General features: G+C 55.9%; 19 protein-coding genes and 3 pseudogenes. 15 read left to right on the forward strand and 7 right to left on the reverse strand.

The window, feature by feature from the left end; translation table 11 throughout:
• Positions 1-34 precede the first annotated feature (34 nt).
• The 3 genes from IB244_RS01525 to IB244_RS01535 all read left to right on the forward strand — a co-directional run bounded on the left by IB244_RS01525 (position 35) and on the right by IB244_RS01535 (position 4489).
• Entirely contained in the window at positions 35-1657 is a 1623-nt protein-coding gene (locus tag IB244_RS01525) for a Fic family protein (protein WP_192302946.1), read from the forward strand.
• A gap of 176 nt (positions 1658-1833) precedes the next feature.
• Positions 1834-3207, forward strand: a complete 1374-nt coding sequence (locus IB244_RS01530; RefSeq protein ID WP_192302948.1) for an ISNCY family transposase — start codon at positions 1834-1836, stop codon at positions 3205-3207.
• Between the two features lie 286 nt (positions 3208-3493).
• A complete protein-coding gene (locus tag IB244_RS01535; protein ID WP_192302950.1) occupies positions 3494-4489 on the forward strand; it encodes an IS30 family transposase in 996 nt (331 codons plus the stop codon).
• A 99-nt stretch (positions 4490-4588) separates the two neighbouring features.
• Here IB244_RS01535 and IB244_RS01540 read toward each other — a convergent pair whose 3' ends face one another.
• On the reverse strand, positions 4589-5326 hold the full coding sequence (locus IB244_RS01540; protein ID WP_192302952.1) for a hypothetical protein: 738 nt from the start codon (positions 5324-5326) through the stop codon (positions 4589-4591).
• A gap of 352 nt (positions 5327-5678) precedes the next feature.
• On the opposite strand from IB244_RS01540, the pseudogene IB244_RS01545 reads away from it, so the two are divergent.
• Positions 5679-5891, forward strand: a pseudogene (locus tag IB244_RS01545) (helix-turn-helix domain-containing protein); the annotation flags it as partial.
• Positions 5892-6144: 253 nt separating this feature from the next.
• Positions 6145-6930 (forward strand): annotated as a pseudogene (locus IB244_RS01550) (IS30 family transposase); the annotation flags it as partial.
• Positions 6931-7655: 725 nt separating this feature from the next.
• Here IB244_RS01550 and IB244_RS01560 read toward each other — a convergent pair.
• Entirely contained in the window at positions 7656-7832 is a 177-nt protein-coding gene (locus tag IB244_RS01560) for a hypothetical protein (protein WP_192302954.1), read from the reverse strand.
• Positions 7833-8003: 171 nt separating this feature from the next.
• Complete coding sequence (locus IB244_RS01565) at positions 8004-8306, reverse strand: hypothetical protein (RefSeq protein ID WP_210334197.1); 303 nt, start codon at positions 8304-8306, stop codon at positions 8004-8006.
• Positions 8307-8586: 280 nt separating this feature from the next.
• On the opposite strand from IB244_RS01565, the gene ltrA reads away from it, so the two are divergent.
• The 6 genes from ltrA to IB244_RS01595 all read left to right on the forward strand — a co-directional run bounded on the left by ltrA (position 8587) and on the right by IB244_RS01595 (position 15828).
• Positions 8587-10410, forward strand: a complete 1824-nt coding sequence (ltrA, locus tag IB244_RS01570) for a group II intron reverse transcriptase/maturase (protein WP_192303130.1) — start codon at positions 8587-8589, stop codon at positions 10408-10410.
• A 319-nt stretch (positions 10411-10729) separates the two neighbouring features.
• On the forward strand, positions 10730-11395 hold the full coding sequence (locus IB244_RS01575) for a GntR family transcriptional regulator (protein ID WP_192302958.1): 666 nt from the start codon (positions 10730-10732) through the stop codon (positions 11393-11395).
• Between the two features lie 104 nt (positions 11396-11499).
• Positions 11500-12102, forward strand: coding sequence for a glycine-rich domain-containing protein (locus IB244_RS01580; RefSeq protein ID WP_192303156.1), 603 nt, complete (start codon positions 11500-11502; stop codon positions 12100-12102).
• A gap of 41 nt (positions 12103-12143) precedes the next feature.
• Entirely contained in the window at positions 12144-12740 is a 597-nt protein-coding gene (locus tag IB244_RS01585; protein WP_192303158.1) for a glycine-rich domain-containing protein, read from the forward strand.
• 66 nt (positions 12741-12806) lie between these two features.
• Positions 12807-14129 carry a hypothetical protein gene (locus IB244_RS01590; RefSeq protein WP_192302959.1) on the forward strand — a complete coding sequence of 441 codons (1323 nt, stop codon included), beginning with the start codon at positions 12807-12809 and terminating at the stop codon, positions 14127-14129.
• Complete coding sequence (locus IB244_RS01595; protein WP_192302960.1) at positions 14101-15828, forward strand: ABC transporter ATP-binding protein; 1728 nt, start codon at positions 14101-14103, stop codon at positions 15826-15828. The genes IB244_RS01590 and IB244_RS01595 overlap by 29 nt, the downstream gene beginning before the upstream one ends.
• A gap of 15 nt (positions 15829-15843) precedes the next feature.
• Here the strand turns inward: IB244_RS01595 and IB244_RS01600 are convergent.
• Positions 15844-16134 (reverse strand): annotated as a pseudogene (locus tag IB244_RS01600) (nucleotidyl transferase AbiEii/AbiGii toxin family protein); the annotation flags it as partial.
• 363 nt (positions 16135-16497) lie between these two features.
• On the opposite strand from IB244_RS01600, the gene IB244_RS01605 reads away from it, so the two are divergent.
• Both IB244_RS01605 and IB244_RS01610 read left to right on the forward strand, forming a co-directional pair.
• Positions 16498-16755: a type II toxin-antitoxin system Phd/YefM family antitoxin gene (locus tag IB244_RS01605; RefSeq protein WP_192302961.1), complete on the forward strand. Its 258-nt coding sequence runs from the start codon at positions 16498-16500 to the stop codon at positions 16753-16755.
• The gene (locus IB244_RS01610; protein ID WP_192302962.1) at positions 16748-17164 is read left to right on the forward strand and encodes a hypothetical protein; all 417 of its coding nucleotides are present in this window, start codon (positions 16748-16750) and stop codon (positions 17162-17164) included. The genes IB244_RS01605 and IB244_RS01610 overlap by 8 nt, the downstream gene beginning before the upstream one ends.
• Before the next feature lie 188 nt (positions 17165-17352).
• Here the strand turns inward: IB244_RS01610 and IB244_RS01615 are convergent, their stop codons facing one another.
• Both IB244_RS01615 and IB244_RS31875 read right to left on the reverse strand, forming a co-directional pair.
• Positions 17353-17784, reverse strand: coding sequence for a hypothetical protein (locus tag IB244_RS01615; RefSeq protein WP_246734273.1), 432 nt, complete (start codon positions 17782-17784; stop codon positions 17353-17355).
• On the reverse strand, positions 17772-17981 hold the full coding sequence (locus tag IB244_RS31875) for a hypothetical protein (protein WP_210334213.1): 210 nt from the start codon (positions 17979-17981) through the stop codon (positions 17772-17774). Before IB244_RS31875 ends, IB244_RS01615 begins: the two co-directional genes overlap by 13 nt.
• A 215-nt stretch (positions 17982-18196) precedes the next feature.
• On the opposite strand from IB244_RS31875, the gene IB244_RS01620 reads away from it, so the two are divergent.
• Together IB244_RS01620 and IB244_RS01625 are read left to right on the forward strand one after the other, a co-directional pair.
• A complete protein-coding gene (locus IB244_RS01620; RefSeq protein WP_192302963.1) occupies positions 18197-18790 on the forward strand; it encodes a DUF6088 family protein in 594 nt (197 codons plus the stop codon).
• Between the two features lie 473 nt (positions 18791-19263).
• Positions 19264-19482 carry a hypothetical protein gene (locus IB244_RS01625; protein WP_192302964.1) on the forward strand — a complete coding sequence of 73 codons (219 nt, stop codon included), beginning with the start codon at positions 19264-19266 and terminating at the stop codon, positions 19480-19482.
• A gap of 579 nt (positions 19483-20061) precedes the next feature.
• Here IB244_RS01625 and IB244_RS01630 read toward each other — a convergent pair.
• Complete coding sequence (locus IB244_RS01630; protein ID WP_192302966.1) at positions 20062-23538, reverse strand: ATP-binding protein; 3477 nt, start codon at positions 23536-23538, stop codon at positions 20062-20064.
• Positions 23539-23541: the final 3 nt, after the last annotated feature.

Below are 23541 nucleotides of genomic sequence, written 5' to 3' on the forward strand. Positions count from 1 at the left end.
CATCGTGTTTTAGAGTTTCAAAGATCGGCAAGAATTGGCAGAAGAAGTTCCAACCCGCATTGAACCGGCTTTTTTCGAGGATAGCATACCTTCCTCGATCTCTGATCTCGTTGTGGAGATTCAGGCAGCATCTGGAAAGCTCGGCCAGGGCCTTCACAACGACTCGGCCTTCGAACTGTCCGATCTCGTAAGGGTAATGAACTGCTACTACTCAAACTTGATCGAAGGTCACAATACACGTCCCAAGGACATCGAGCGAGCACTAGCGGGCGTTGAGATTGAAGAGGCCACTCGTCCGCTGGCCTTGGAAGCAAGGGCACATGTAATCGTTCAGCGGGAAATCGATCGCTTGAACAGAAATGGCACATTGCCTCCACCGACATCGTCCGAGTTCATCGTTTGGGTACATCGCCGCTTCTATGAGGAGATGCCGGAGGAATTCCGCTTCGTCGAAGGCCGTGAAGGACCTAAGGTCGAGATCGTTCCAGGCGCGTTCAGATCAAAGAGCGCCGACGATGTTTCCGTCGGTCGACACCAGCCGCCGTCCTCTCAATATGTCAAAGCGTTCATGGACTACTTTTCCAAGCGCTACGCGTCCACCCAGGTGGGGGCGACAACCAAGATTGTTGCCATCGCTGCCGCGCATCACCGGCTTAACTTCATCCATCCGTTTATGGACGGAAACGGTCGGGTGAGCCGATTGATGTCGCACGCTATGGCTCAGGAAGCAGGTGTAGGCGGGAAAGGATTGTGGTCGATCTCGCGTGGTCTAGCCCGTGGACTGAAGGACAAGGGCGAGTACAAAAGGCTGATGGATCATGCCGACCAGCAACGCATGAACGATAGAGACGGTCGAGGAAACCTGTCCGCAAAGGCTCTGCAAGACTATTGCGAATGGTTCTTGTCGGTGGCCCTCGACCAGATTCAGTTTTCCAATGCTGTATTCTCTTTTGACACGCTCGAAAGCCGTTACCGCAAATTGGTAGAAGATGTTATCGACGACAAGCGTGCTCCGGACGTCATCTCAGCCGTCCTCAAACATGGCTCGATAAATCGCGGCGATATTGGCTTTATCACGAAGTCGCCCGACCGTACTGCGCGGAACACATTGAAGGCGCTGCTCGATCATGGTTTCCTGAAGTCCGCTTCGCCGAAGACACCCGTACGCTTAGCCTTCCCGCTAGACTACCGCGAGCGGCTGTTCCCCAACCTTTTCACGGAAGGGGAGATTGCCGCCCCAAAGCCCTCTGTCCCGTCGTTCCTTGCTCAGAAGCGTACACAGGAGGTGGCCAAACGGTCCTGCTTTCCGCCGCGCTTCGATGAAGATGAGGAGTTCCAAAAACGTGTTACCGGAATTGTGGCATTGCAGAAGTCGGTTGGCGCGAGAAGTACACTTGGCAAAATTGCGGCTCAAGAACTCGCAACTACTGAACCAGCAAGGGTGGACTGGAAAGCTGTCGAGGATCGCGTGATCGCCGAAAGCATCGGAGAGCACGGTCAATCTCGTGCACAAGTCATTCAAGCGCTAAGCGAACATAGCCCTGGCGCAGTGTCGGATAAGCAGAAGGACGATATTGAGAAACGCGTATTTGCTGCCGCACCAGCGTTGGTGGCGAAATACAACAAGCGCATCATGGACAGAAAGCCAAGGCGTTAAGTTTGGGAAAACTCGGCATTCGATTTTCCGCCAAAAGCAACAGATATGAAACCGCTCGGGTGTTCCATAAGATAGATTATCTGATTGCGGGCTGTAGCCGCAAAGTTAGAATGTCCTGTTTCTGCAAAGTAGAAATGTCACTCTCTCCCCGTTTTTGATGACGGCGGAGATTGCAGATGGGATTGATAGCGATGAGCGAGCGTGATCTGCAGCGGATCGAGGTTTTGTCGAAGGTGATCGCCGGCCGGATGACCATGGTGTCGGCGGCGCATGTGCTTGATCTGAGCACCCGCCAGGTCCGTCGGCTTCTGCAACGGATGTGCACGGACGGCGCGGCGTCGATCCGGCACAAGGCGATTGGCCGACCGTCGAACAACCGGATCAGCGACGGCGTTCGCGATTATGCGGTAACGCTGGTTGGCGAGCGCTATGCGGATTTCGGGCCGACCTTGGCGACGGAGAAGCTGGCCGAGCGTGATGGGTTGCGTGTGTCGCGCGAGACGGTGCGCGGCTGGATGGTCGATGCTGGACTGTGGTTGTCGCGCAAGCAGCGGCGGACGTTTCATCAGCCACGATTGCGGCGCGAGGCCTATGGCGAGCTGGTGCAGATCGACGGTTCCGAGCATCGCTGGTTCGAGGACCGCGGGCCGGCTTGCTCGCTGCTGGTGTTTGTCGATGATGCGACCGGCAAGCTGATGCAGTTGCGCTTCGTGCGTTCGGAGAGCACCTTCAGCTATTTCGAGGCGCTCGAGCTTTACCTGAAGGATCACGGTGCTCCGATCGCCTTTTATTCCGACAAGCACACGGTGTTCCGGGTCCCTAAAAAGGACGCCAAGGGTGGCCAGGGGATGACCCAGTTCGGGCGTGCGCTGTGCGAGCTAAACATCGAGATTCTTTGCGCAAATTCGAGCCAGGCCAAGGGCCGTGTCGAGCGGATGAACCGGACGCTGCAGGATCGGTTGGTCAAAGAACTGCGGCTTTCTGGCATCGACACCATGGAGGCCGGCAATGCGTTCTTGCGGGACTTCGTGGAGGACTACAACGCGCGGTTTGCGATCGTCCCTGCCCGGTGTGATGACCTGCACCGGCCGATGAATTTGGCGCCGGATCGATTGCAAGAGATCCTCTGCAAACGCGAGCAGCGCTACGTCGGATCGCAGCTGACGTTCTCGTTCGAGCGCAAGCGGATCATGCTGGAGGAGACAGAGGTGACGCGTGGTTTAGTCGGTCGCTATGTCGAGACCTACGCCTATGCGGACGGTCGGCTGGATGTGCGTTGGAAAGGCTATTGCCTGCCCTACTCGGTGTTCGACAAGGATCAGCGGGTGACGCATGCGGCGATTGCCGAGAACAAGCGGCTGGGTGAACTCCTAGCCTATATCAAGGAGCGTCAGGACCAGCAGGAACAGCCGGTCGTGAAGAGCAACAGTGACAAAAATGGCTATAAGCCGAGGGGTCGCAAGCCCGGAAGGCGCACGGATTACATGAACGATCCGGCGGTGATTGCGCGACGTGAGACGGCTCTGTTGCGGCAGCAAGCTGCCGAGTGACGGGTCGATTGGATCGTCTCAAAGCTAAAGCCGAAGGGGTGCGTCTCACCCGCCCCCTCCCTTCCCTTGCAACCCGGCCCAGCCGGTCCGGTCGGGGGCTTGCCTCAGTGCAAGTGGACATGGTGAGTGTCGCATTTCTAAATGGCTGAAGACCCGCCCAAGGTGACATTTCTACTTTGCAAACCGGCGGACATTTCAACCTTGCCGCCACACGGGCTGTAAGAGGGTACATTCTATCTCGAACTGCAACAAAGGCGTAAGCTGCCTGCTTTTCGGGGGCCATAGTTTGATCCGTACCTTTTCCCATTTGAGTTTTGACGAACGCCGATCGATTTCCAGGATGTTGGATCAGAAGTTTAGCCAGTCTGAGATCGCCAGACGCCTCGGCCGGGACCGTGCGACCATCTCCCGGGAGATCAAACGCAACTACTGGCACGATCAGGAATTCCCCGATGCCGAGGGCTACTGGGCGATGACCGCCAACGACATGGCGCGCGACAGGCGCCGGCGGATCGGCAAGCTCTTTCGTCGCGAGGATCTGCGGAACGAAGTGATCGGAAAGTTGGAATCCGGCTGGTCGCCGGAACAGATTGCTGGACGACTGAAGATCGAACCAGCGGCCAAGGCAAGCGTCTGTCACGAGACGATCTACCGGTATGTCTATTCACCAGAAGGACAACGGCAGCAACTCGCGCGGCTTCTCCCGGAACGGCGGAGAAAGCGCCGGCCGCGATATGCTCGCAAGCCGCAGAATCCAGTCTTTCCAGATGAGCGTTCGATCAAACATCGGCCGGAAGCCATCAACGATCGCAAGGAATTCGGTCACTGGGAAGCCGATCTCATGATCTTCGAAAGGGTTCAGGGCAATGCCAATGTGGCAACGGTTGTTGAGCGGACGAGCCGGTTCACCGTGCTGTTCAAGAACAACGACCGGCAGTCCAAGCCGATCATGGAGCGCCTCATCAACGCGCTCAGCCCCCTGCCCAAGCATGCCCGGCAAAGTTTGACGTTTGATCGCGGATTTGAATTCGTCTCCTGGCGGCGACTGAAGCAAGGAATGGGAACCGATGCATGGTTCTGCGATCCGTCTGCGCCCTGGCAAAAAGGCTCGGTTGAGAACATGAATCGGCGGATTCGGCGTTACCTGCCGAGGGATACTGCTGTCCTGTCAGTTCCTGATGAATCGATACGATCACTGATCGATCGGTTGAACAGTACGCCGAGAAAATGCCTTGGTTTCCGCACCCCAGCTGAAGTGTTCAGGCGTGAAGTGAACAAATGACGGCAAGCCGGGGCGGAGGACGGATTTCATGAATGATCCTGCAGTGATTGCGCGGCGAGAGAAAGCGTTATTAGGCAGCCAGCAGCAGAATAGAGATTGTCAATGGACGCCGATATCGCTTTGCGTATCCGATTCCAACTGCAGGCAAGCTGGCCAAAGTGGCGTCTTGTGGAAGGATCCGTCCTGGAAAAGAGTGAGCCCCTCTCGTGCCTCGTAGAGCAAGCCGAGCCAGCACAAGCGTTGGAAGACGCCATACTGAAGATCGGATTTCAACTCCCAGGCTTCTAGGGTCATTTCGGTGTCCGACAAAGGCGCCAGGTCTGGATAGAGGATTTTCACAACCTCCATTGGCGTGCAACCTTCTCTGGCCTTGATATTGAGAAGATTGAGGAACATGCGCCACCAGCGTAACCGCGCTCGGACCTCCTCTTCCCGCTCGGTGGCGTGGACATAGGAATAGAGATAATCCGTGGCGACCAGATCGAAGAACGCTTGCGGGTTCACCAAAAACGCCCGGCCGCGTCTGGTTGGCAGCAGCACATCCTTTTTCCGGCGAAGAAGCTTCAGATGACGGGCCATGTCGCGCACGACCCAAAGCGGCGGCATGTCGCTTTCATTGAGCACCTTGCTCATGCTGTAGAGGTCCTCGGCTGTGAATCCTGGCCAGAGGAAGTTAACAGCGGCCCAATGCACGAACTTGCGGTTCATGGCACCGGTCGCCGTCAATCCTATGCCACCCTCACCGTCAGCATAGGCAACCGAAAGAAGCATGCCGCGAAGAAGTGGTGACAGCGCGGCGATGTCGACGTCCCCCTGCAGGTTAATTTCCGGAAGCATCGTCTGGCTTTGATCCCCAACTGCGCCATGAAAGTCCCAGCGAGTATCGAGCGGTAAAAGAACAATTGCTAGTGAGAAAGCTAAAGCCGAAGGGGTATGTTATCACCCGCCCCCGCTCCGCCCTTTCAACCCGGCCCAGCCGGTCGGATCGGGGGCTGATCTCCCTGCCCTGTAGTAGCCTTTAAGCCCTTGTTGCATTTACATTAGAAGTCACAGAGCTATTTAGTAATGCGACAGTTGGGCCAGTTAGAGATGCGACAGTCTCGCCTTTCGACGCACTGGTCAAATCCAACGTTGGGAGCAAGGATGACGATCTTCAGCCTGGTCGAGACCATGAACGGTCGGAGTCGTGATGTCTTGTTTGATCACCATGTCGCAGAAAGAGTTGCATCGTCTTGAACTTATCCAGAAGATCCGTGACCAACGCCTAAGCGTTGTCCAGGCTGCCGAACGGCTCGACCTCAGTCGAAGTCAGGTCCATCGACTGCTGCGGGCCTATGACCGGGATGGTCCGGCCGGCCTTGTTTCAAAGAAGCGATCACGACCAAGCAACCGGCGCGATAGCGTCTATCACCCGCCCCCTCCCTTCCCTTGCAACCTGGCCCAGCCGGTCCGGTCGGGGGCTTGCCTCAGTGCAAGTGGACATGGTGAGTGTCGCATTTCTAAATGGCTGAAGACCCGCCCAAGGTGACATTTCTACTTTGCAAACCGGCGGACATTTCAACCTTGCCGCCACACGGGGTGTAGCCGGGTGGGTTCTAGAATGAAGTGCGACTTGCTAATGATCCCAATGGGTTATCAATTGCAAGGACGATGCAATGAAGCGCACCTACTCTCAGATTGGATTGGACGAACGCCGTAAGATTGCCCGTTGGAGGTTGGCTGGGCTCAGTATTGACGCCATTGCAGAGAAGCTCGGAAGGCATCGTTCGATGATCTTTCGCGAAGTCCGGCGCAACATATTCGTCGACAAGGAAGTTCCTGATCTCAGCGGCTACTACTGCGTGACCGCGCATCAGATGGCCTGTGATCGCCGGTTAAAGCTGCGCAAGCTCGCGCGCTTCTCGCATGTCCGGCAATCGGTGATCGAGCGGATCGTAGACGGCTGGTCACCGCAGCAGATTGCCGGTCGGATGCGCCTGGAGCACCATCCGATCTCGGTGAGCCACGAGACGATCTACAAATTCGCATACTCGGCCGACGGCCAGGCGATCAAGCTGTGGCGACATCTGCCGGAGCGTCGTGCCAGGCGCAGGCCAAGACATGCCAGACGCAAGCACGGTCAACGCTTTAGCTCGGATCTGAACATTTTGCGTCGTCCCGACACTGTCGCTGACCGCAAACAGTTTGGGCACTGGGAATGTGATCTTATCCAGTTCCGCAAGAAGTTTGGAAAGGCCAACGTCACGTCGCTCGTCGAGCGCGTTAGCCGATTTGCGATCTTCCTGCGTAACAACGACCGTCAGTCACGTCCGGTCATGGACGGCCTCATACAGGCCCTCAAGGCCCTACCTCATCTAGCCCGTCGCTCGATCACCTTCGACCGTGGCACGGAGTTTACGGATTGGCCGTATCTTCAGGCGAGCATCGGCACCCAAACCTGGTTGTCTAATCGCGCATTGCGAGTCAAGCATGTTTAAACGCGTCGAATGAGCTCCGGGCACATCGTCATTGCACGGATTCGGATCGGCTATATTGCGAGTTCTCAGTCTTTGCTCAGCGCTTCAATTCGATGTGAAAGCAAGCGTATGTCGGCCCGATATATTGGTCCATGGTTGCTCTCCTTCGATGTTTGGGCCCGGTTCCAATCGTGAGCCCGTTTTCCCATCTTATCGGGAGCAACCACCCCGATAGCTATCATCTTTTGAAATGACCTGGGACGATCGCGCCGCGATTACCCCATGTTCTGCGACCCGCAATCGCCGTGGCAGAAAGGCACCGTCGAGAATACCAATGGCCGCGTCCGGAAATGGCTTTCGAGAGAGGTCGATCCATTATCGGTCACAGATGCCGATCTGATCGAGATCTGCAACCGGCTTAACGCAACACCCCGCAAATGCCTTGGCTATCGAACCCCGGCCGAAGTCTTCTGAAAGAAACTGCTCGCGCAGATCAGACATGCCGGCTAGCTTGATGAGCCACAAAAGTCGCGGTTCAGCATGAACTCACACACTGGGAATGTGATCTTATCGTCGGATTCGGGCAATGCCCGCGCGATCTCATCGGCGTTGATCCAGACACCTTCGAGCTTGAGCTTCGCAAACGCTGAGGATTTGCCGGAGCCGTTCGGGCCTCCGAGGATGATGCCGACAGTTCCGGCATGAAGCGATCACTGCCCCATGGCAGCGGGAATGCGCTCTTCCTGCTCGTGTTCGGCGCGATCCTTGCGCTCGTTTTCGAGGTCCTTGGCAGAGATCGGCAGGCCCAGCCGACGCCTCTCGGCAAGAGCTTCTTTGCCGATGTTCATCAGGGCTTCCTTGTTCTCGTGATACTTCCGCAGCAGCATCGTTGATCGCTCTCCGTTCCTGATATCAACGTAATGCTTTCGGCCGTCGGGTGCAAATTGCAGCTTGTGCCAAGTTCCGCCGGCGACGACACTGGGTGCAACAGGCTGCGGGAGACGGCCTTGAAGCCCTCTGGCATCTTCCGTTCCTTATCTCTGCCTTGACCCCGCGGCTCACACTGCGGGGTTCTTTTGCCGTGTAGAGCGATCCTGAAATCGATCGGGTGCCCCCTCGATTGGCTTCTCCTCAGGATCTCCATCTTCCTCCGCGAACGCGCCGGGTGGCAATTGCGCGGCGGTCCTGTTCGCAGCAATCCGGTAGAGAACCCCGTTGGCTTTGAGCGCAAGCTGCCTGACGATCTCGCGCAGCTTCTCGTAATCTTCACTACCCTTCTCGGCAGCGTGTAGCTCCCGGACGAGATCGATGATCGGATCTGACACCAGGTCCTCGCGATCTGCTCGACGGTCAATTCCCAAGTCATGCCCCCTGCCCTTCTACTCCCTCAGCTTTGTTGATCTTCGAAGGTGGCGGCGAATGCCGAGCCATCAGCAGGCCGAGGAGTATCACCCCAGTTAGCTGCCGCAGCGGGGCGAAGCGGCCGAAATCGTCGACCTGCTGCCGTTCAACTCCAAGACTACTGCGGCCGGATAGAGCCGGATCTCGGTACCAATGCGCGCACGTTCATCGGTATTGCCGTCGTCAATGCGCATCGAAAATCGCGCTTAGTGCGGCTGCAAAGCCGATGAAAGATAGTTGATGAAAGTTCAATACAGAGAAGAAGTGGCGAATCACTCTGACCCCGAGTCATGCGGGGCACATCGCGAGGTGTGCGTCGAAGCGTTGACAGGGGAAACCGGCAGGCCGGCCATTGAGCCGCGAAATGATCAATTCGGGATGCCGACGCTGTTAAGCGAAGCGGAAGGCAACACGGTGCATGGCGTCAATCGCAAGCCATGCCCCGATCCCGCGCGGTCGGAGACCCTGTGCATGTCGGGAAGTCTTTCATACGGAAGCAGCGAGATCTCATCAGTGTCCAGTGCGAATGGACTGGACGGGACTGGGAAGGTCGTTGATCACAATCCAGTCGTCAACGCGGATGAGAAGTCGGATACGCCCATAGTACCGCAGATGTTGCCGAACAAAGGAGACGATCCTGCGGAGGCAACGGAGGGAAGGGGTGTAATCGGAGGGAACGCCTTCGAGACTCCAGCGTGCCGGACACAGAGCCGGATAAGACACGCTTCGATGGGGATTGAAGGTGTACGGGAAGCCGCCAAGCGGAACCCGAAGATGCGTTTCACGGCGTTGATGCACCACATCACTCCGGCGCTATTGGTGAAGAGCTTTCATGCGCTTCGCAAGCAGGCGGCGAGCGGTGTGGATGGAGTGACGTGGTACGACTATGAGAAGACTCTCGAAGGGCGCGTGCACGAACTGCACCGGGAGATCCAATCCGGTGCATATCGTGCACAACCGTCCCGACGGGTCTACATTCCGAAGAATGACGGAAGACTCCGTCCCCTCGGCATTGCAGCGCTGGAAGAAAAGGTCGTGCAGATGGCCGTATCCACGGTTCTGAACGCGATCTATGAGCAAGACTTCCTCGGCTTCTCATATGGGTTCCGACAAGGAAGAGGACAGCATGACGCGCTGGACGCCTTGTGGGTTGGGATCGACAAGCGGAAGATCAACTGGATACTGGATGCAGACATTCGCTCGTTTTACGATGAAATCGATCACGAGTGGATGCTTCGTTTCCTGTCGCATCGAGTTGGTGACCGCCGGCTGATACGTCTGATCCACAAATGGTTGAAAGCGGGCACGATTGAGGATGACCGTCGCGTAGCATCAACGCGAGGAACTCCTCAGGGCTCTGTAATTAGCCCGGTGCTATCGAATATCTATCTGCATTACGCATTGGATTTATGGGTCCAGCAATGGCGTACTCGAGATGCTAAAGGCGACGTGATCATTGTACGTTATGCCGACGACAGCGTGATTGGGTTCCAGTACGAAGGAGAGGCGCAGCGTTTCATGCAAGCATTGCGGGAGCGTCTCGCGCAGTTTGGTTTGCAGCTACACCCGGAAAAGACGCGGCTAATACGCTTTGGGCGGTATGCTGCGCGAAACTGCCGGGAGCGTGGTATCCGCAAGCCAGAGACCTTCGACTTTCTGGGATTCACACATTGCTGTGGCAGACGGCGCAATGATGGGGGCTTCAAGATTGTCCGTCTGACGATCAAGAAGCGCATGCGCACGACGCTGGAGGCCATTCGGGGAACGCTAATGCGACGCCGCCATGAACCGGTGGCAGTAGTAGGTCGGTGGCTACGGCAAGTGTTACAGGGGTATTTGAACTACCATGCGGTTCCTGGCAATCTAAGAAGACTGGGTGGGTTCCGCTGGGAAGTTGGTCGCGCTTGGCGACACGCTCTGATGCGTCGAAGCCAGCGAAACCGATTGTCTTGGGATCGTTTCCAAAGGCTGCTTCGCAAGTACCTGCCACCATGTCGGCTGGTGCATCCGCATCCAGATGCTCGGCTCACCGTCAAGACATCCGATAGGAGCCGTATGCGGTAGTGCCGCACGTACGGATCTGGCCGGGGGGCGATGGGCAACCATCGTCCCTACCGGGACCGGTGGATGGGCGAGTGGACCTTGTTGATTGGGACAGGAGGAACGATTGGTGAAGGGACCCCAATGCCATCTCTCCCGAATGCAGGAGCTCATCACCGTACGCGAATGGTGTCAATTATACTCGCATTGGTAGTTCTGCGGATATGAAAACTGGAAATCCTTGAGACAATATTCAATCGGTTGGCGCCCCGGCTCCAAGTTATGAGCTTTGACCAACGCTGAACGCTCTTTGCGATCCTTAGGCCTTGAAAGGGGGATCAAAGTGAATAGCGCTGACCACCATGTGTATCTCGCGATTAGAGAGCAAGTCTTCGACGGGCGACTTCCGCCAAACACCTTTATCCATATTCAAAGTCTGGCCACACTCCATAAAGTTAGCGCCCTTCCGGTCCGAGAGGCGCTGATCCGCTTGGCAGCGGAAGACTTAGTGGAGTACAACAAATCAAGAGGTTTTGTGCCGTCGCTGATCAGCTTAAATACGCTGATCGACAGCTATGATATACTTTATCACATCTACCAGCTTAATTTGAGAATTAATATAGCAAGCAGGCCAGCAGACACATCTGTCGACGACTGTATTATTGAATACATTGCTGAGGGTAACGATATTACAGCCAAGTCTGTTGACGAAGCTCTTGAGATCTTTGCAGCTCGGCTGATGAGGGAACATTTCTACGGCTGTTTTCTTCGAGAGCTGAGGCGCACGCGACCTTTTCGATACCAGAGTTTTCACCTGAGGGAAGATATCTCCTTGATCGCAGAGTATATCGGCAAGATGAAAGCAATGGTCATCAAACGGGAATATGCAAAAATATACAGAATGAACAGAGAATTCCGGAAGTATTATTCCTCAGACCTTACGGAACTATACCATTCATTTGTTGACAATCATCGGAAGAAGCAAGTATATAACCTGGATATATCCTAGTTATATTCTAATTATTTCATTAAAATATTGAAATAGACATTTCGTAATTCAAAAGATGTGTCAACATCCCCTTGCACTGAGAAGGTCAGTGAAGGAGGAAAGAAATGACACAGACGCGAATTTCAGGCGAGCTGGCTGCTGCCATGCCTCCCATATCGCCCGTTGCCTCGCCGGAGAAAGACAGTTCCGGTACGCACACAAGCGGCCATGCACAGGTCATTCCGGGTTACGTCGAAGATGCGCAGCGGCGTGCCGAGATTGCAGATCGGTTCGCCCTTGCACCGATTCTTGCCCGTTATTGCAAGGAAGAAGGGCTTTCGATGGAAATCGCCCAGGACCATCGACGCGAAATGCTGCGCTTTCTGGCGCTTTGCGGGACTGCGACACTGCACGGCAAGCGCTACGGCATGACCGGCGCTGTCGATGAATTGTGGCATACCTTCGTCATCTTCACTCGCGAATACGCCGCCTTCTGCGATGCTGTAGCTGGAAGGTTCCTGCACCACGTGCCTGAAGTCGAAGGCCAGATGTCGGAAAACACCTTTGAGCACTACCTCGCATTCCTCGTTGACTACGAGGCGGTGTTCAACGAACCGGCTCCTGCGGCCTACTGGCCGCGGCCCGATGGTGATCCGGACGCTGTCGCCTGCAGAGGGTGCAGCGCGTGCAGCGGTTGCGGTGGTGGAGGATCCTGCACCGTACACTGACGAGCTAACCTTTGAGATTTGATGAATCAGGAGATTGAACGATGCTTCAAGAAGCAATCGAAGACTGCAATGCGGTCGCCGAGGCCCCCGATGCGACGCAACGCGCTGATGCTGAAGCTCCACCGAGACAAGTCGTCGGCTATGCATCGACTATCGAGGGCTTCAATGAAGATGCTCGCCGCCGGACGGATGTTGCCGAAGGCTTCGCCCTCGCACCGATTCTTGCCCGCTATTGCAAGGAAGAAGGGCTTTCGATGGAAATCGCCCAGGACCATCGACGCGAAATGCTGCGCTTTCTGGCGCTTTGCGGGACTGCGACACAGCACGGCAAGCGCTACGGCATGACCGGCGCTGTCGATGAATTGTGGCATACCTTCGTCATCTTCACTCGCGAATATGCCGCCTTCTGCGATGCTGTAGCTGGTAGGTTCCTGCACCACGTGCCTGAAGTCGAAGGCCAGATGTCGGAAAACACCTTAGAGCACTACCTCGCATTCCTCGTTGACTACGAGGCGGTGTTCAACGAACCGGCTCCTGCGGCCTACTGGCCGCGGCCCGATGGTGATCCGGACGCAGTCGCCTGCAGAGGGTGCAGCGGTTGCAACAGTTGCTCTGGCCAGAGCTGCACTGTCCACTAAACGCTTATGCATTTGCCGTCCACCTCGGCCGACATGGCCGAGGTGGGGCGGCCGAGGAGATTTCAAATGCATGTGCTCCTTTTGGGAAAAATTCCGCCCATTCAAGGGGGCGTGTCCCGCAGCACCTGGCTCGCCGCCTGTGATTTTCTAGATGCCGGGCACTCCATCGACGTCATCTCCAATGCAGATGCAATGGAGTACGGGTTCCGCCAGATGACAATGGAAGCGGATGACGAGATCGAACGCTTTCAGCAGCGAGGCGGCACAATCCATAGTGTGGAGCGCATTCCTACTCAATCTTATGTCCCGTGGGCGCCTCCGTTTCTAACCCAAATGCTTGGCGCGGGCATTGAAAGCATCAAGCGCGCTGTTCCGAACCTAATCATCGGCTGGTACTTCGAACCTTACGGTGTCGCGGCATCATTGCTGGGAAGGATGTACAATATCCCGGTGGTCCTCAGGCATGCAGGCAGCGATCTCGGCCGGCTGCACAACGTCGCGACCTTGGGCACTGCATATGATAAATTTCTGTCTGAGATTGCGGCCGTCATAACGGGAAAGAACGCTCAAACTGAGAATCTATTGAAACAAGCCGGCGTCAGGACAGAGGCCATCTTCAGAGCAAAGGGCAGAGCCCTGCACAGCTCGTTTTACATACCCTCCCAAGATCTCGATTTACCGGCACTTGTCGCTAGGTCGGAGGAGTGGTTTTCGAACTACGGTTTCGATGACGACATCTATCAAAAGCTGGTCGCGTGGAACCGAGCGGGCCTGGAAAATGATGAGCCCGCGATTGGCTCCTATGGGAAAATCGCAGAGGTTAAGGGCACCTACAACCTTATTGACGCACTCGAATCTCTGGCAAGCAAGGGTACCAAGGTGTCCTATCGGGCCTTGTGGAGCGCCACACCAAAGAGGTTTGCCCATGCTTTCAAGTATCTTTCCGAGAAACAATATATGCGGGGCCGTTCTATTGTCTTGCCGCCGATAGCTCCATGGCGGGTGTCAGGTTTTATCCGATCTTGCTCCGCAGTCGCGTTTCTGGAAAATCGCTTCCCAATAACATTCCACACGCCACAGGTTCCGCGCGAGGTAATAGCCTGCGGCTCACCGTTGATCCTTAGCGGAGAAATCTATGGGAAGGTGTATTTTGGAAGTCAACTCGTGGATCGGATCAATGTCCTGAAGGTCGATGACCCACAAGACGTCGCGCACTTGGAAAGAGAGATCGCCGATCTACTCGCAAGTTCTGAACTACGGCAGTGTCTGATCCATCACAGCAAAGCGCTTTCACGGGTCCTTGAAGCGAGAGCGCCCATCGCGGATCCTATCGTTGAAATTGCGGAAGGACTATTTGCCAATGAATATCGCTCCGCGGCAGTCGGGTAGTTCATCTGCCTTAGATTCCTCTTCTGGGCGTGTCGATCAAAAGGCGGCAGCAAAAGCATTGTTGCGTTCCATTGTTGAGCTCCAACGCAGCCGAACGATTTTCGTATTCCTCTTTGTCAGCGTTATGCTTTCTTTCCTTGCGAGCGTTTTGCAGGCAGCATCGCCGGTGCTTTTTTCAAAAGCCATTGACGCGCTCTCGTCGGAAAGGTCGCTATCCACAGGAGCATTGAGCTTCGTCCTGTTCTCCCTCATCGCGCTCGGAATCTCCAAATTCCTGAATGAGCAGCGGTGGCTCATCTATCAGCCCGCCGAGAATCAAATATTGAATTCGGTCCGAGAAACCTACCTTCAACATCTGCTGAACCTTCCGGTCAGTTTTCACGTCAACCGCTCAATGGGGAGACTTGATTCCATCGTCGGCCAAGGTTTGTCAGGGATGCAAACTCTCAGCGGAATGGTGTTTACTCAATTATCTCCGTTGCTTTTTGAGATCCTGATCACATCAGTCGCCGTCTTCACATTTGTTGATGCCGACATATCCGCAATTATCCTTGCTACGATTGCTCTCTACGTTCTAACCCTCATCGTTGGTGCCGAATGGGCGAGTAGACGGCTAAAAATGGCCCTGAACGTCTCGATTGATGCCCAGGGCGCCGCTGGTGATGCCATATTGAACGCCGAAGGGATAAAGACGCTCGTCATCGAAAATGAGATCGTCAAATCATATCGTGACCGGTTGAACGATGTTCATCTGCGCTTCCGGAAATTCTATTCCAGCCGCGGCTTTCTTGGTATCACTCTATCCGCCGTTCTGCTTTTTGGATTCGGGGTCGCTCTGTGGCTGTCAGCTACGCGTTCCACAGCAGGGGAGTTGTCCGTCGGCGCTCTTGTACTCACGAACGCCTACATCCTGCAGCTCTTCCGCACGATGGAAGGCTTTAGTTTCTCCTACCGCGATACCAGGCAGTCCTTTGAATCTGTGAAGCGGTTTCTGGAGGTTTTTGCGGAGCAGAAGGATTTAGATCAGCGTCACCTAGGCCCAGTTGGCGCTATCTCGGCGATCGACGTCGACGATGTGAGCTATAAGTACACTGACGGTCGGTGGGCGCTCCGCAATGCCAGCTTGCGGATCGAAAAAGGCAAGATCACTGCACTGCTTGGAAAATCTGGAAGCGGAAAATCAACACTGGTCCGCCTCATTTTGAAGTCGTTGCCCCTAAGCGGGGGCAGAATCGGTGCGAACGGCGTGGATATCAACGAGGTCAACGGCTTTGAACTGCGACGAAGGATCGCGGTTGTCCCGCAAGATACGGTGATGTTTCGGGAGAGTTTCGGTTTCAATGTTAGCCTAACGTCCGACCCCGATCAGGCGAAGATGGAAGCAGCCATCAGAGCAACGGAAATTGCCGATCTTGTTTCAGGACTTCCCGATGGTTACGACACCGAGATTGGGGAACGGGGTTTCAAACTGTCCGGTGGCGAACGCCAACGGCTCGCGATCGCAAGAGCGATTTATCGCGATGCGGACATACTCATTTTTGATGAAGCCACCTCCGCTCTGGACGAAAGAACGAAGGCCGAGATTTTGAAGTTGATTAGGTCGCTGTCTATCAGGCGGGGAATATTACTTATAACGCATGATCAGTCGGTGGCGGCTATAGCCGACACCGTAGTGGTGCTGGATGATTCGAACGATTAGGAAAGCTGCCCGGTCGGTTTTCGGGAGCGTCTCTTCGCTGTCCCCGACAAGATCAGGGGCAAGCGCGCGGATGTCGTATGTGAGATCGACGTCTTCCGAGAATCGTCGAATGGCGCCGGAGGCATTCGAGAGCGAAGTCCCGCCTTTGAAGACAAGGCTCTTACCGAGCGCCGTGGCGTAGAGTGTTCGACGCGCCCAGACGACCCAGACGACCTTTTCGAGCAAGTGGACTGGACGCTTCGATCGATCTGACGCAATTGCGAGAACCTCTCGCTTGCCCTCGGATGAGAGCAGGCGTTGTGACAGGCCTCCTTCACGATTCCCATCGATGTGTCATCACCCACCGAATGCAACGCGAGAGCTCGGCTCGCGACGACCGTCGGATTCAAGTTTCGGGCACTTTGCAAGTGAACCGATCAATGCATTTTACGCCTGGCATGTCGCGGCCTGCGCCTGGCGCGATGCTCCGGCAGGTGTTGCCACAGCTTGATCGCATGGCCATCGGCCGGGTTCCGGCAGTCCGTGATCGACCGGATCGCGCGTGGTTCGTCGCCGCAACAAATCGACGGTCTTCAAGCGAGCATCGGCACCCGTAGCGCAGCGAGCGTTGCCCTTGCAAAATAATCAGATAAATCGTATATTTCGCATAATTCGAAGGAGCGGCCCACGATGGAAAAATTCTCAACCGTAGAATTACTGCGCGATATTAAGACCGTGACCATGGCGGCAGATCGCCAGCCAGTCGCTATTACTCAACATCGCAAGGCCCGCTACGTCCTCATGACCTACGACGATTTCGAGGCCATGAAACAAAAAGGTGATCCGCGCAGGGTCTATGGCCCCCATGAAGCCCCCCCCGAATTGGCTAAGTTGATCGGTCCCGAACTGGACCGGCTGATAGCGGAAGGAAGCGAGATCAATGGCTGAGGCTCCGGCCAATGGTTCGATCATCCGCTATCCTTATCTGTGGACATGGCAGCGCGACAAGGGAGAAACTGAGGGCAGAAAGTCACGCCCGGTTTGCATGGTTCTGGCAATCCCAAAAGGAAATCAGACAAACCTGATCTTATTGGCTATCTCAGGCACCGCCCCCCGTTCCGATCAAACCGCCTTGGAGATTCCCCAGCTCGAATGTCGCCGCGCTGGAATCCGTGAGTGGAAAGATGCGTGGGTTACCGTCTCTGAATTCAATCACGACATAGCCGAGCAGTCCTTTTACTACGACCCGAATGCAGAGATTTTGGGATCGTTCAGCAAGGGATTTCTTGCGAAGATCGCAGCCGCTTTCAAGCCCTTCCTTGCTCAGGCAAGCGCGCGGATCAGTCGAACCGATTGAGAGAGGTCAACGGCTGGTCGTCGTGCCGTGTGGTGACCCAAAGTGACATTTTAACTTTGCGCCAAAACGGACATTCCTACTCCTCCGCCACAGTGGTTGTAGCCGGGCGGGTTCTAGAATGGAGTGCGACTTGCTAATGATCCCAATGGGTTATCACTTGCAAGGACGATGCATGAAGCCACCTATCCTCAGATTGGATTGACCGAACGCCGTAAGATTGGGAGATCGGCCTCTTTGGCGATTTCGTGAACGTAATTGATGACGGCGCAATCGAGTTTGCGAACCAGCTTGTCAGAATTCTTGTCGCCCTTGGCATCAGAGTTCACCGGCATTTTGCCGCCGATAGCTTTGATCTGGCTTTTCAGCATGAGTAGCTGGTTTGGATCAGGTGCGTACTTGCGGGTAATCAGGTCAAGGCAGTTACCGAGATCGATAATTGCACCGAGCACGAACGGCTCGCTATAGGCACCTGATCCAACTTTGGCCGTGGCCCATTCGAGCGCCCGCTCAGGATCGTTTTGCCAAAAGTAGATACCGGAACCGACCCAGACATACGCCTTTTCGGATGTAGGAGTGAAGCACCGGTGAGCGCAACCATGCCCCCGCCTTATCGCAGCCATGGTAGCCGAGAACGTAAGCAGGACAGTTGGAACTCAAGCGGATGCGGCTTCTTCAGCTTCTTCATCGCCCGCGTATTCAGGGGCGAGAGTACCGTCAGCGAATACAATGCCAGCTCCACGAGATGGCGGCCAGCATCCTCAGGAGATTTCGCGGCATCTTCCGCCCGCTTCTCAATGGGCGCGATCAGCGCCTGCAAGTGGATGACCGTTATCGTCGAGGCCCTCCTGAGCCATTCTCTCGCTCTTATCTATAGAGACTCCCGCAAAAGAACAAACACGGGCGGGCCCACCGAAATGTTTGAGAGGGTAGCGCAGATTGCCCGGCCGCGCCACTTGCGAGGCGTAAAATGCATTGATCGACTCACTTGCAGAGTGTCCGAAACTTGAATATTTTTCTGACAGGAGATGTACCATGCGACGACTGACATCTCAAATTCTTGCTTATGCCGAGCAATTGCCGGAGGGTATGGCCCTGTCCGCAAAAAGCCTCCTGCATCTCGGAAACCGGGCCGCAGTGGACCAGGCTTTGTCGCGCCTGCATGAGCGTGGCGAACTGATCAGGACTGGGCGTGGTATTTATATGAAAACTATCAAAGGCCGGTTCGGAAGCAGGCCGCCGACCGTCGAGCAAGCGGTCAAGGCAATCGCACATCAACGTGGCGAGGTCATCGTTTCGAATGGAGCGGCGGCGGCCAATGCCCTTGGGCTCACGACGCAGGTTCCGGTTCGCTCCATCTACCTGACCTCTGGCCGCAGCCGAACGATGAACGTTGGAAGCCAAAAGGTCGAGCTCAAGCACGTCCCTCGCTGGCAGTTGTCGCTCGCTAGCCGGCCGGCCGGCGTCGCTGTACGCGCGCTCGCCTGGCTGGGGCCGGAGCGAGCAGAGGACGCTCTTTCGAGCATCAAGCGGAAACTGCCCCCCGAGGCGTTCAACGAGCTTGTTGCTGCAGCACCCCAGTTTCCGACCTGGCTCGCACGAAGCGTCGGAAAGGCGGCGCATGCCTGATCACTTCCAGGCTCTCATCCGCGGACAAGCGAGAGGTTCTCGCAATTGGGTCAGATAGATCGAAGCGTCCAGTCCACTTGCTTGAAAAGGACGCGGGGTCGTCTGGGCGCTTCGAACACTCCACGCCACGGTGCTCGGTGAGAGCCTTGTCTTCAGGGGCGGACTTCGCACTCGAGGGCCTACCCCGCCATTAGACGATTTTTCGGAAGACGTCGACCTCACATACGATATCCGCGCGCTTGCCCCTAATCTTGTCGGGGACAACGAAGAAGCCCTCCCGAAAACCCGGTGCGAGGAGGAGCGATGGTCGAGCGAGGTGCTACGGCGACTGCCGATGTCGGTAAGCGACACCGTTGCACCAGTCATGAGGGCGAGAAGCCGACAAGAGCCTTCGGTCAACCGGTGCCTTGCTTTCAGACGTGTCGGCTTGTAAACCGCCCGCCCGACTGAAAAACATGGACTGAAGAATTCTTATGAAACGGTACCTTTGGACGCTGGACCGCGAGGACCAGCAGACGCGCAGCGGTCTGTCCACGGAGAACGAGCTTATCGCCATCCTGCCCTGCGTGATGCCTTCGGATTGGCTTGTGGCCACGATGCAGATGGACATCGAAGGAAGCGGCCTAGCGATCCATGAATCAGCATACGATCCCAAGATGCCATGGAAACTTCAGATCAAACCGGCTGTGTGATTAGATACCTCGCTGAGTATGCGTTGACTTTGTGACGACAAGATCGGCTCCCTGATCGGTGCTGACGCCAAAACGCGCGAAGTCAAGGCCGCGAACAGGACCGCTATATAGACCGCAGTCCTGTGCGCGCCAGTCCATCGCTGGAAGCGCAACGGTTTGCAAAGATGGTGTGCCGCGAGCTAGATGACGATCTCGAACCCGCACGCAGGCTCGATCTCTCCATTCCTGATGTTGCTTTTAAGACAGTGGACGGAGCGGCGTCAGATGTATCCGGTTGCCGCTCGACGACAATGAACTGGGATCAAGGAACTAACAAACCGCTCGGAGGCAAGCAAGAAACCCTGAGTTTTGCGGCATTCGCTAGCGAATGCCCCCTGCCCTTACTATAATCTCAATTACTATAATACACATTATGTTAATCGAAGGGTGGGGCATTTGAAGTTTCTTGGCAGGCGTGCCGCCCACATCCGTGTGGATGATAGGGATTGAGAGACGGATCGCATTGGAATCGAGGATAGCGCGAACGCCGAAGATCTGAACGATTTCGGGTTCTGACCATGGGTTCTGGATTGCAGCGATTCATCTCGACGCGTCTGTCAGGCTAGACGCGACGCGATCGAAGCTGATGACATCAACATCACCCCGCAGCAAGTCATTCGCGATTTCGACAATCTTGCCCTCGTGCGTGAACAAGATCGGCTGGAACGCCCGTCCTCCGGACGCAAGAGTTTTCAAGCCGGAAGCCTTGCGCTCGTCATCGAAGGACTGAAATATATCGTCTGTTATGAAAGGAAGTGGCTCGTTGCGACTGCAGAAGTCCTCAATGAACGCCAGGCGGAACGCTAGGTAAAGCTGATCTGCGGATCCTTCGCTGAGGGCTTTCGTCGGAAGCCGCTCGCCGTCGGATCGTTCTGCTTTTAGCCTTACCGCATCCTGATCGTCGAATTCCTGCACCAAGCGAACGAAAGATCCATTCGTCAATGTGGAGAAGTACTCGCTTGCCCGTGCGAGCAGCGGATCTGCCTGTGACTCCCTGTAGCGTTCCAAAGAGGTTGATAGCAGTTTTGAGGCGAGCCTCAGAACTGCCCACTGCCGTGCCAGATCCTGTGTCTCTTGTTCCGCAGATGCTTTGTCGAAAGCAGCCTCCTCCGCGCTCAGTCCGGTCTCGAGCGCCTCTTTTGTCGATGCCAGCTCAGCGAGTCTTCCCTTGAGCTTGCCGAACATGTCGAACTGTTGGGTATCCTCGGCCGCAAGCGTCTCGATCTCCAAATCGGCGGCGACTCGATCGAAATTGTAAAGTTTTATCCGGATGTCGTCTTCGCTGATGCCCCTGGAATGCAGCGACAGCCTCCGCCGACTGTCGTCAAGCTTCTCGACCACGGCACGACGCCTTCCGAGACGCTCGAGAAGTGTCCTGCCGTCTATCTCGACATTCAGACGAGCCAACTGAGCAGCCACATCCTGGCTGATCGACTGGCTTTCTTCGGCTATCTGCTGAAGTTCCGCGGACACTCGTTCTCGGCTTGTAGCGAGATGCCGATTACGATCCTCGGCGGATTGTGCGTCGGTCATTCGTTTGTGCAAGGTATCGACAGCGAGTAACGGAGCGAGTTTGGAAAGATCATCACCGATCGATTTGCAGACGCCCGACAGCTTCTCCTCGAATTGATCTATGTTACGTGCCATGCCGTCGACACGGCGCTGTCTGTTCTGTCTTTCGGCGTAACAGCGTGGGATTTCCTTCCAGACCTGGATTGCAGCTTCAGCCATCTCCAAGGTTGGAGCACCATCAAGCCCGAAAGCAACGCATGTTTCAGCAAATTGCGACCGCCACTCATCAACTTCCGTAGCCAAGATAGCGATCTTGCGCTCACCGTCAGCGATGTCGCCCTCCAGCGCCTCCTGTCGGGCGCGGACGATGCGCCGCTCATCCCAGGCCTTTGCCAGTTCGGCCAGCTTTGTCTCCACGAGCCTGACGTTCGAGGAAAGCGGACCGGCAAGCTTTGCTTCGAGCCGGATGGCTGCTGCGATGCTCGCAAGTTCAGATGTAACTTGGACATTCCGGCTTTGAACAATGCGAAGCTGATCTTCCAGGTCCCGGACGTTCTCGCGCTTCTTGGCGATGGCATTTATGCCGCGGAGCCATTTGCCCATTTGGTCTATTTCGAGAACCGGGATTCCTGCATGATCGAAAAGTCCTGTGAATGCGGCCAATACACCTTCCTGGTGATCCCGTGCGGCCTCGAGTTCGATATCACAGGTACCAATGTCACCATCAAGTCGAGCCAGCCTCAGCGTCAACGCCGAGTGGCGGGCGGTTCTTTCAGCTTGCGAAAGTGCACCGTCCGACAGTTTGTCCGCCTCGCGAACGAGCACTGGCAACGCGCCGTCCCAGAGATTACCAGACTGAAGTCCTTGAATGGCCGCATCGCGAACAGCCCTCGCTTCTTCGATCATCGAACGGGTAATGAGTTGCCGATCATCTTCGAGGTCCGAAATGAGCTGTACTACGTCCTCGCGCTCCAAGCGGCGCTCTGTCCGCTTTTCCTGGGCACGTTTCACACGGTCGGCAGCTGCTACAAGATTTGGGCGGTGTTTCTCCAATTCAACTTCGTCCGGAAGCGGGAGCTTCAGAAGCGCTTCGAGATCCTGGACTGGAGGAGCCAGGCGAGCCTTCGCTTCGCTGATATCCTGGCGTGCCCTTGCCAGCGCGGTATCAATTTCGTCAATCCGTTCGAGCGATCGGATATCTGGCTGGAGGGCACCAAGACGTTCCTGTAGAGGCCCGACATCTTGAAGCATGCCACCGCTTTCGGTTCGTTGCATACGGCTGAATTCCGAGGTCTGGTCTTCCAGGCGCTGCCGTAGGCTCGTCTCGGTGCGTTTCAGCTCGTTTCCATCGCGGATAAGACTATTGAGACGATTGATTTGAGCATCAGCCGGCTGTGTCTGGATGAGCGTCTCGACCGAACCCCGGTGCCCTGCCCTTCGACCAAGGCCAGCAAGCTCAAGATCGAAATCCGCTACCTCTGCCCGGACTCTCGAGAAATCGGCCTTCGCTTGAGAATACGCCACCTTCTCCGTGAGAAGCTCGTGGATCAGGTCTCGCTGGTTCAAAACAGCAGGGTCGAGCCGCAGTGCCTCAAACTCGTCCCGAATGCGCTCGCTCGTCGCAAGAGAAGCAGCTTCTCGCGCGGCGAGTTCATGGAGACGCTCCAGTTGGTTTTCGAGCTGCTGCTCGATCTCCTTCGGCACTGCGGCGATCTCGTCAAATTCCGCCAGTCCGGCCAACTCTACATCGACATCGGTCAGAAGCGGTTCGAGCATGCGCAGGTTCTGTAGAAGATCAAGTCGCGTTTTCGTTCGCAGGCGCGCGTGCCCAAGCTCTTCCAACTGGCGCTCGACCTCACGGATTTCATCAGAGAGGCGCTTCCAGTCGGGCGAACGGAGCTCATGAACTTTCTCGGACTGCCGCGCAGCCTCGTGACGATCGAGCGCCTGATAGAAGGCCCGGTCCTTCGACTTTCGCTGAGAGAAGATCGCGTCAGCCTCACCGTCCAAGCTCTTGCGCAGCTGGGTGAGCCCCGTCAGTCCGGAAGCGGCCGAGAACAGGAGGCGGCCGATCTCGCCATCTCCCGTCGCCATCTCCTCTCCCCCGTGGCGGAGCCTGGCAGAATCCATTCCGAAAGCCTTTTCAAAGACTGATCGGTTCACCCCGCCAATAAAGGGAGAAAGAATATCGTCCGCGAGAGGCACCTCTTGTTCCGAATTGGAGACCAATGTTGCCTTGCGACCCTTGCGGCGCCGGAAATCGATCGATGCGCCGTCACGTCGCGTTAGGCTCGCGCCGACTCTGAGGATGGATGGCTCGAACTTGTGCAATCCGGCAACTTCGTTCTGAAAGCCGAACAAGAGATCAGACAGGGCACGGAGTAAGGTGGACTTGCCCGCCTCATTCGGTCCATAAACGATGTGCAACTTTGCATCCGGCCGAAACGGGATGGATCGGTCCGAAAGTGAGCCGTATCGGAGAAGATCAAGCCGATCGAAGCGCATGAT

Source organism: Rhizobium sp. RHZ02, assembly GCF_014851575.1.
Lineage (GTDB): Bacteria > Pseudomonadota > Alphaproteobacteria > Rhizobiales > Rhizobiaceae > Rhizobium > Rhizobium altiplani.

What these genes read in the sequence shown, in the direction of transcription:
- IB244_RS01530 (WP_192302948.1), top strand. Translation starts at nt 1,834, where the DNA reads ATGGGATTGATAGCGATGAGCGAGCGTGATCTGCAGCGGATCGAGGTT.
- IB244_RS01540 (WP_192302952.1), bottom strand. Translation starts at nt 5,326, where the DNA reads ATGCTTCCGGAAATTAACCTGCAGGGGGACGTCGACATCGCCGCGCTG.
- IB244_RS01560 (WP_192302954.1), bottom strand. Translation starts at nt 7,832, where the DNA reads ATGCTGCTGCGGAAGTATCACGAGAACAAGGAAGCCCTGATGAACATC.
- ltrA (WP_192303130.1), top strand. Translation starts at nt 8,587, where the DNA reads ATGAAAGTTCAATACAGAGAAGAAGTGGCGAATCACTCTGACCCCGAG.
- IB244_RS01580 (WP_192303156.1), top strand. Translation starts at nt 11,500, where the DNA reads ATGACACAGACGCGAATTTCAGGCGAGCTGGCTGCTGCCATGCCTCCC.
- IB244_RS01585 (WP_192303158.1), top strand. Translation starts at nt 12,144, where the DNA reads ATGCTTCAAGAAGCAATCGAAGACTGCAATGCGGTCGCCGAGGCCCCC.
- IB244_RS01590 (WP_192302959.1), top strand. Translation starts at nt 12,807, where the DNA reads ATGCATGTGCTCCTTTTGGGAAAAATTCCGCCCATTCAAGGGGGCGTG.
- IB244_RS01595 (WP_192302960.1), top strand. Translation starts at nt 14,101, where the DNA reads ATGAATATCGCTCCGCGGCAGTCGGGTAGTTCATCTGCCTTAGATTCC.
- IB244_RS01605 (WP_192302961.1), top strand. Translation starts at nt 16,498, where the DNA reads ATGGAAAAATTCTCAACCGTAGAATTACTGCGCGATATTAAGACCGTG.
- IB244_RS01610 (WP_192302962.1), top strand. Translation starts at nt 16,748, where the DNA reads ATGGCTGAGGCTCCGGCCAATGGTTCGATCATCCGCTATCCTTATCTG.
- IB244_RS01615 (WP_246734273.1), bottom strand. Translation starts at nt 17,784, where the DNA reads ATGGCTGCGATAAGGCGGGGGCATGGTTGCGCTCACCGGTGCTTCACT.
- IB244_RS01620 (WP_192302963.1), top strand. Translation starts at nt 18,197, where the DNA reads ATGCGACGACTGACATCTCAAATTCTTGCTTATGCCGAGCAATTGCCG.
- IB244_RS01625 (WP_192302964.1), top strand. Translation starts at nt 19,264, where the DNA reads ATGAAACGGTACCTTTGGACGCTGGACCGCGAGGACCAGCAGACGCGC.
- IB244_RS01630 (WP_192302966.1), bottom strand. Translation starts at nt 23,538, where the DNA reads ATGCGCTTCGATCGGCTTGATCTTCTCCGATACGGCTCACTTTCGGAC.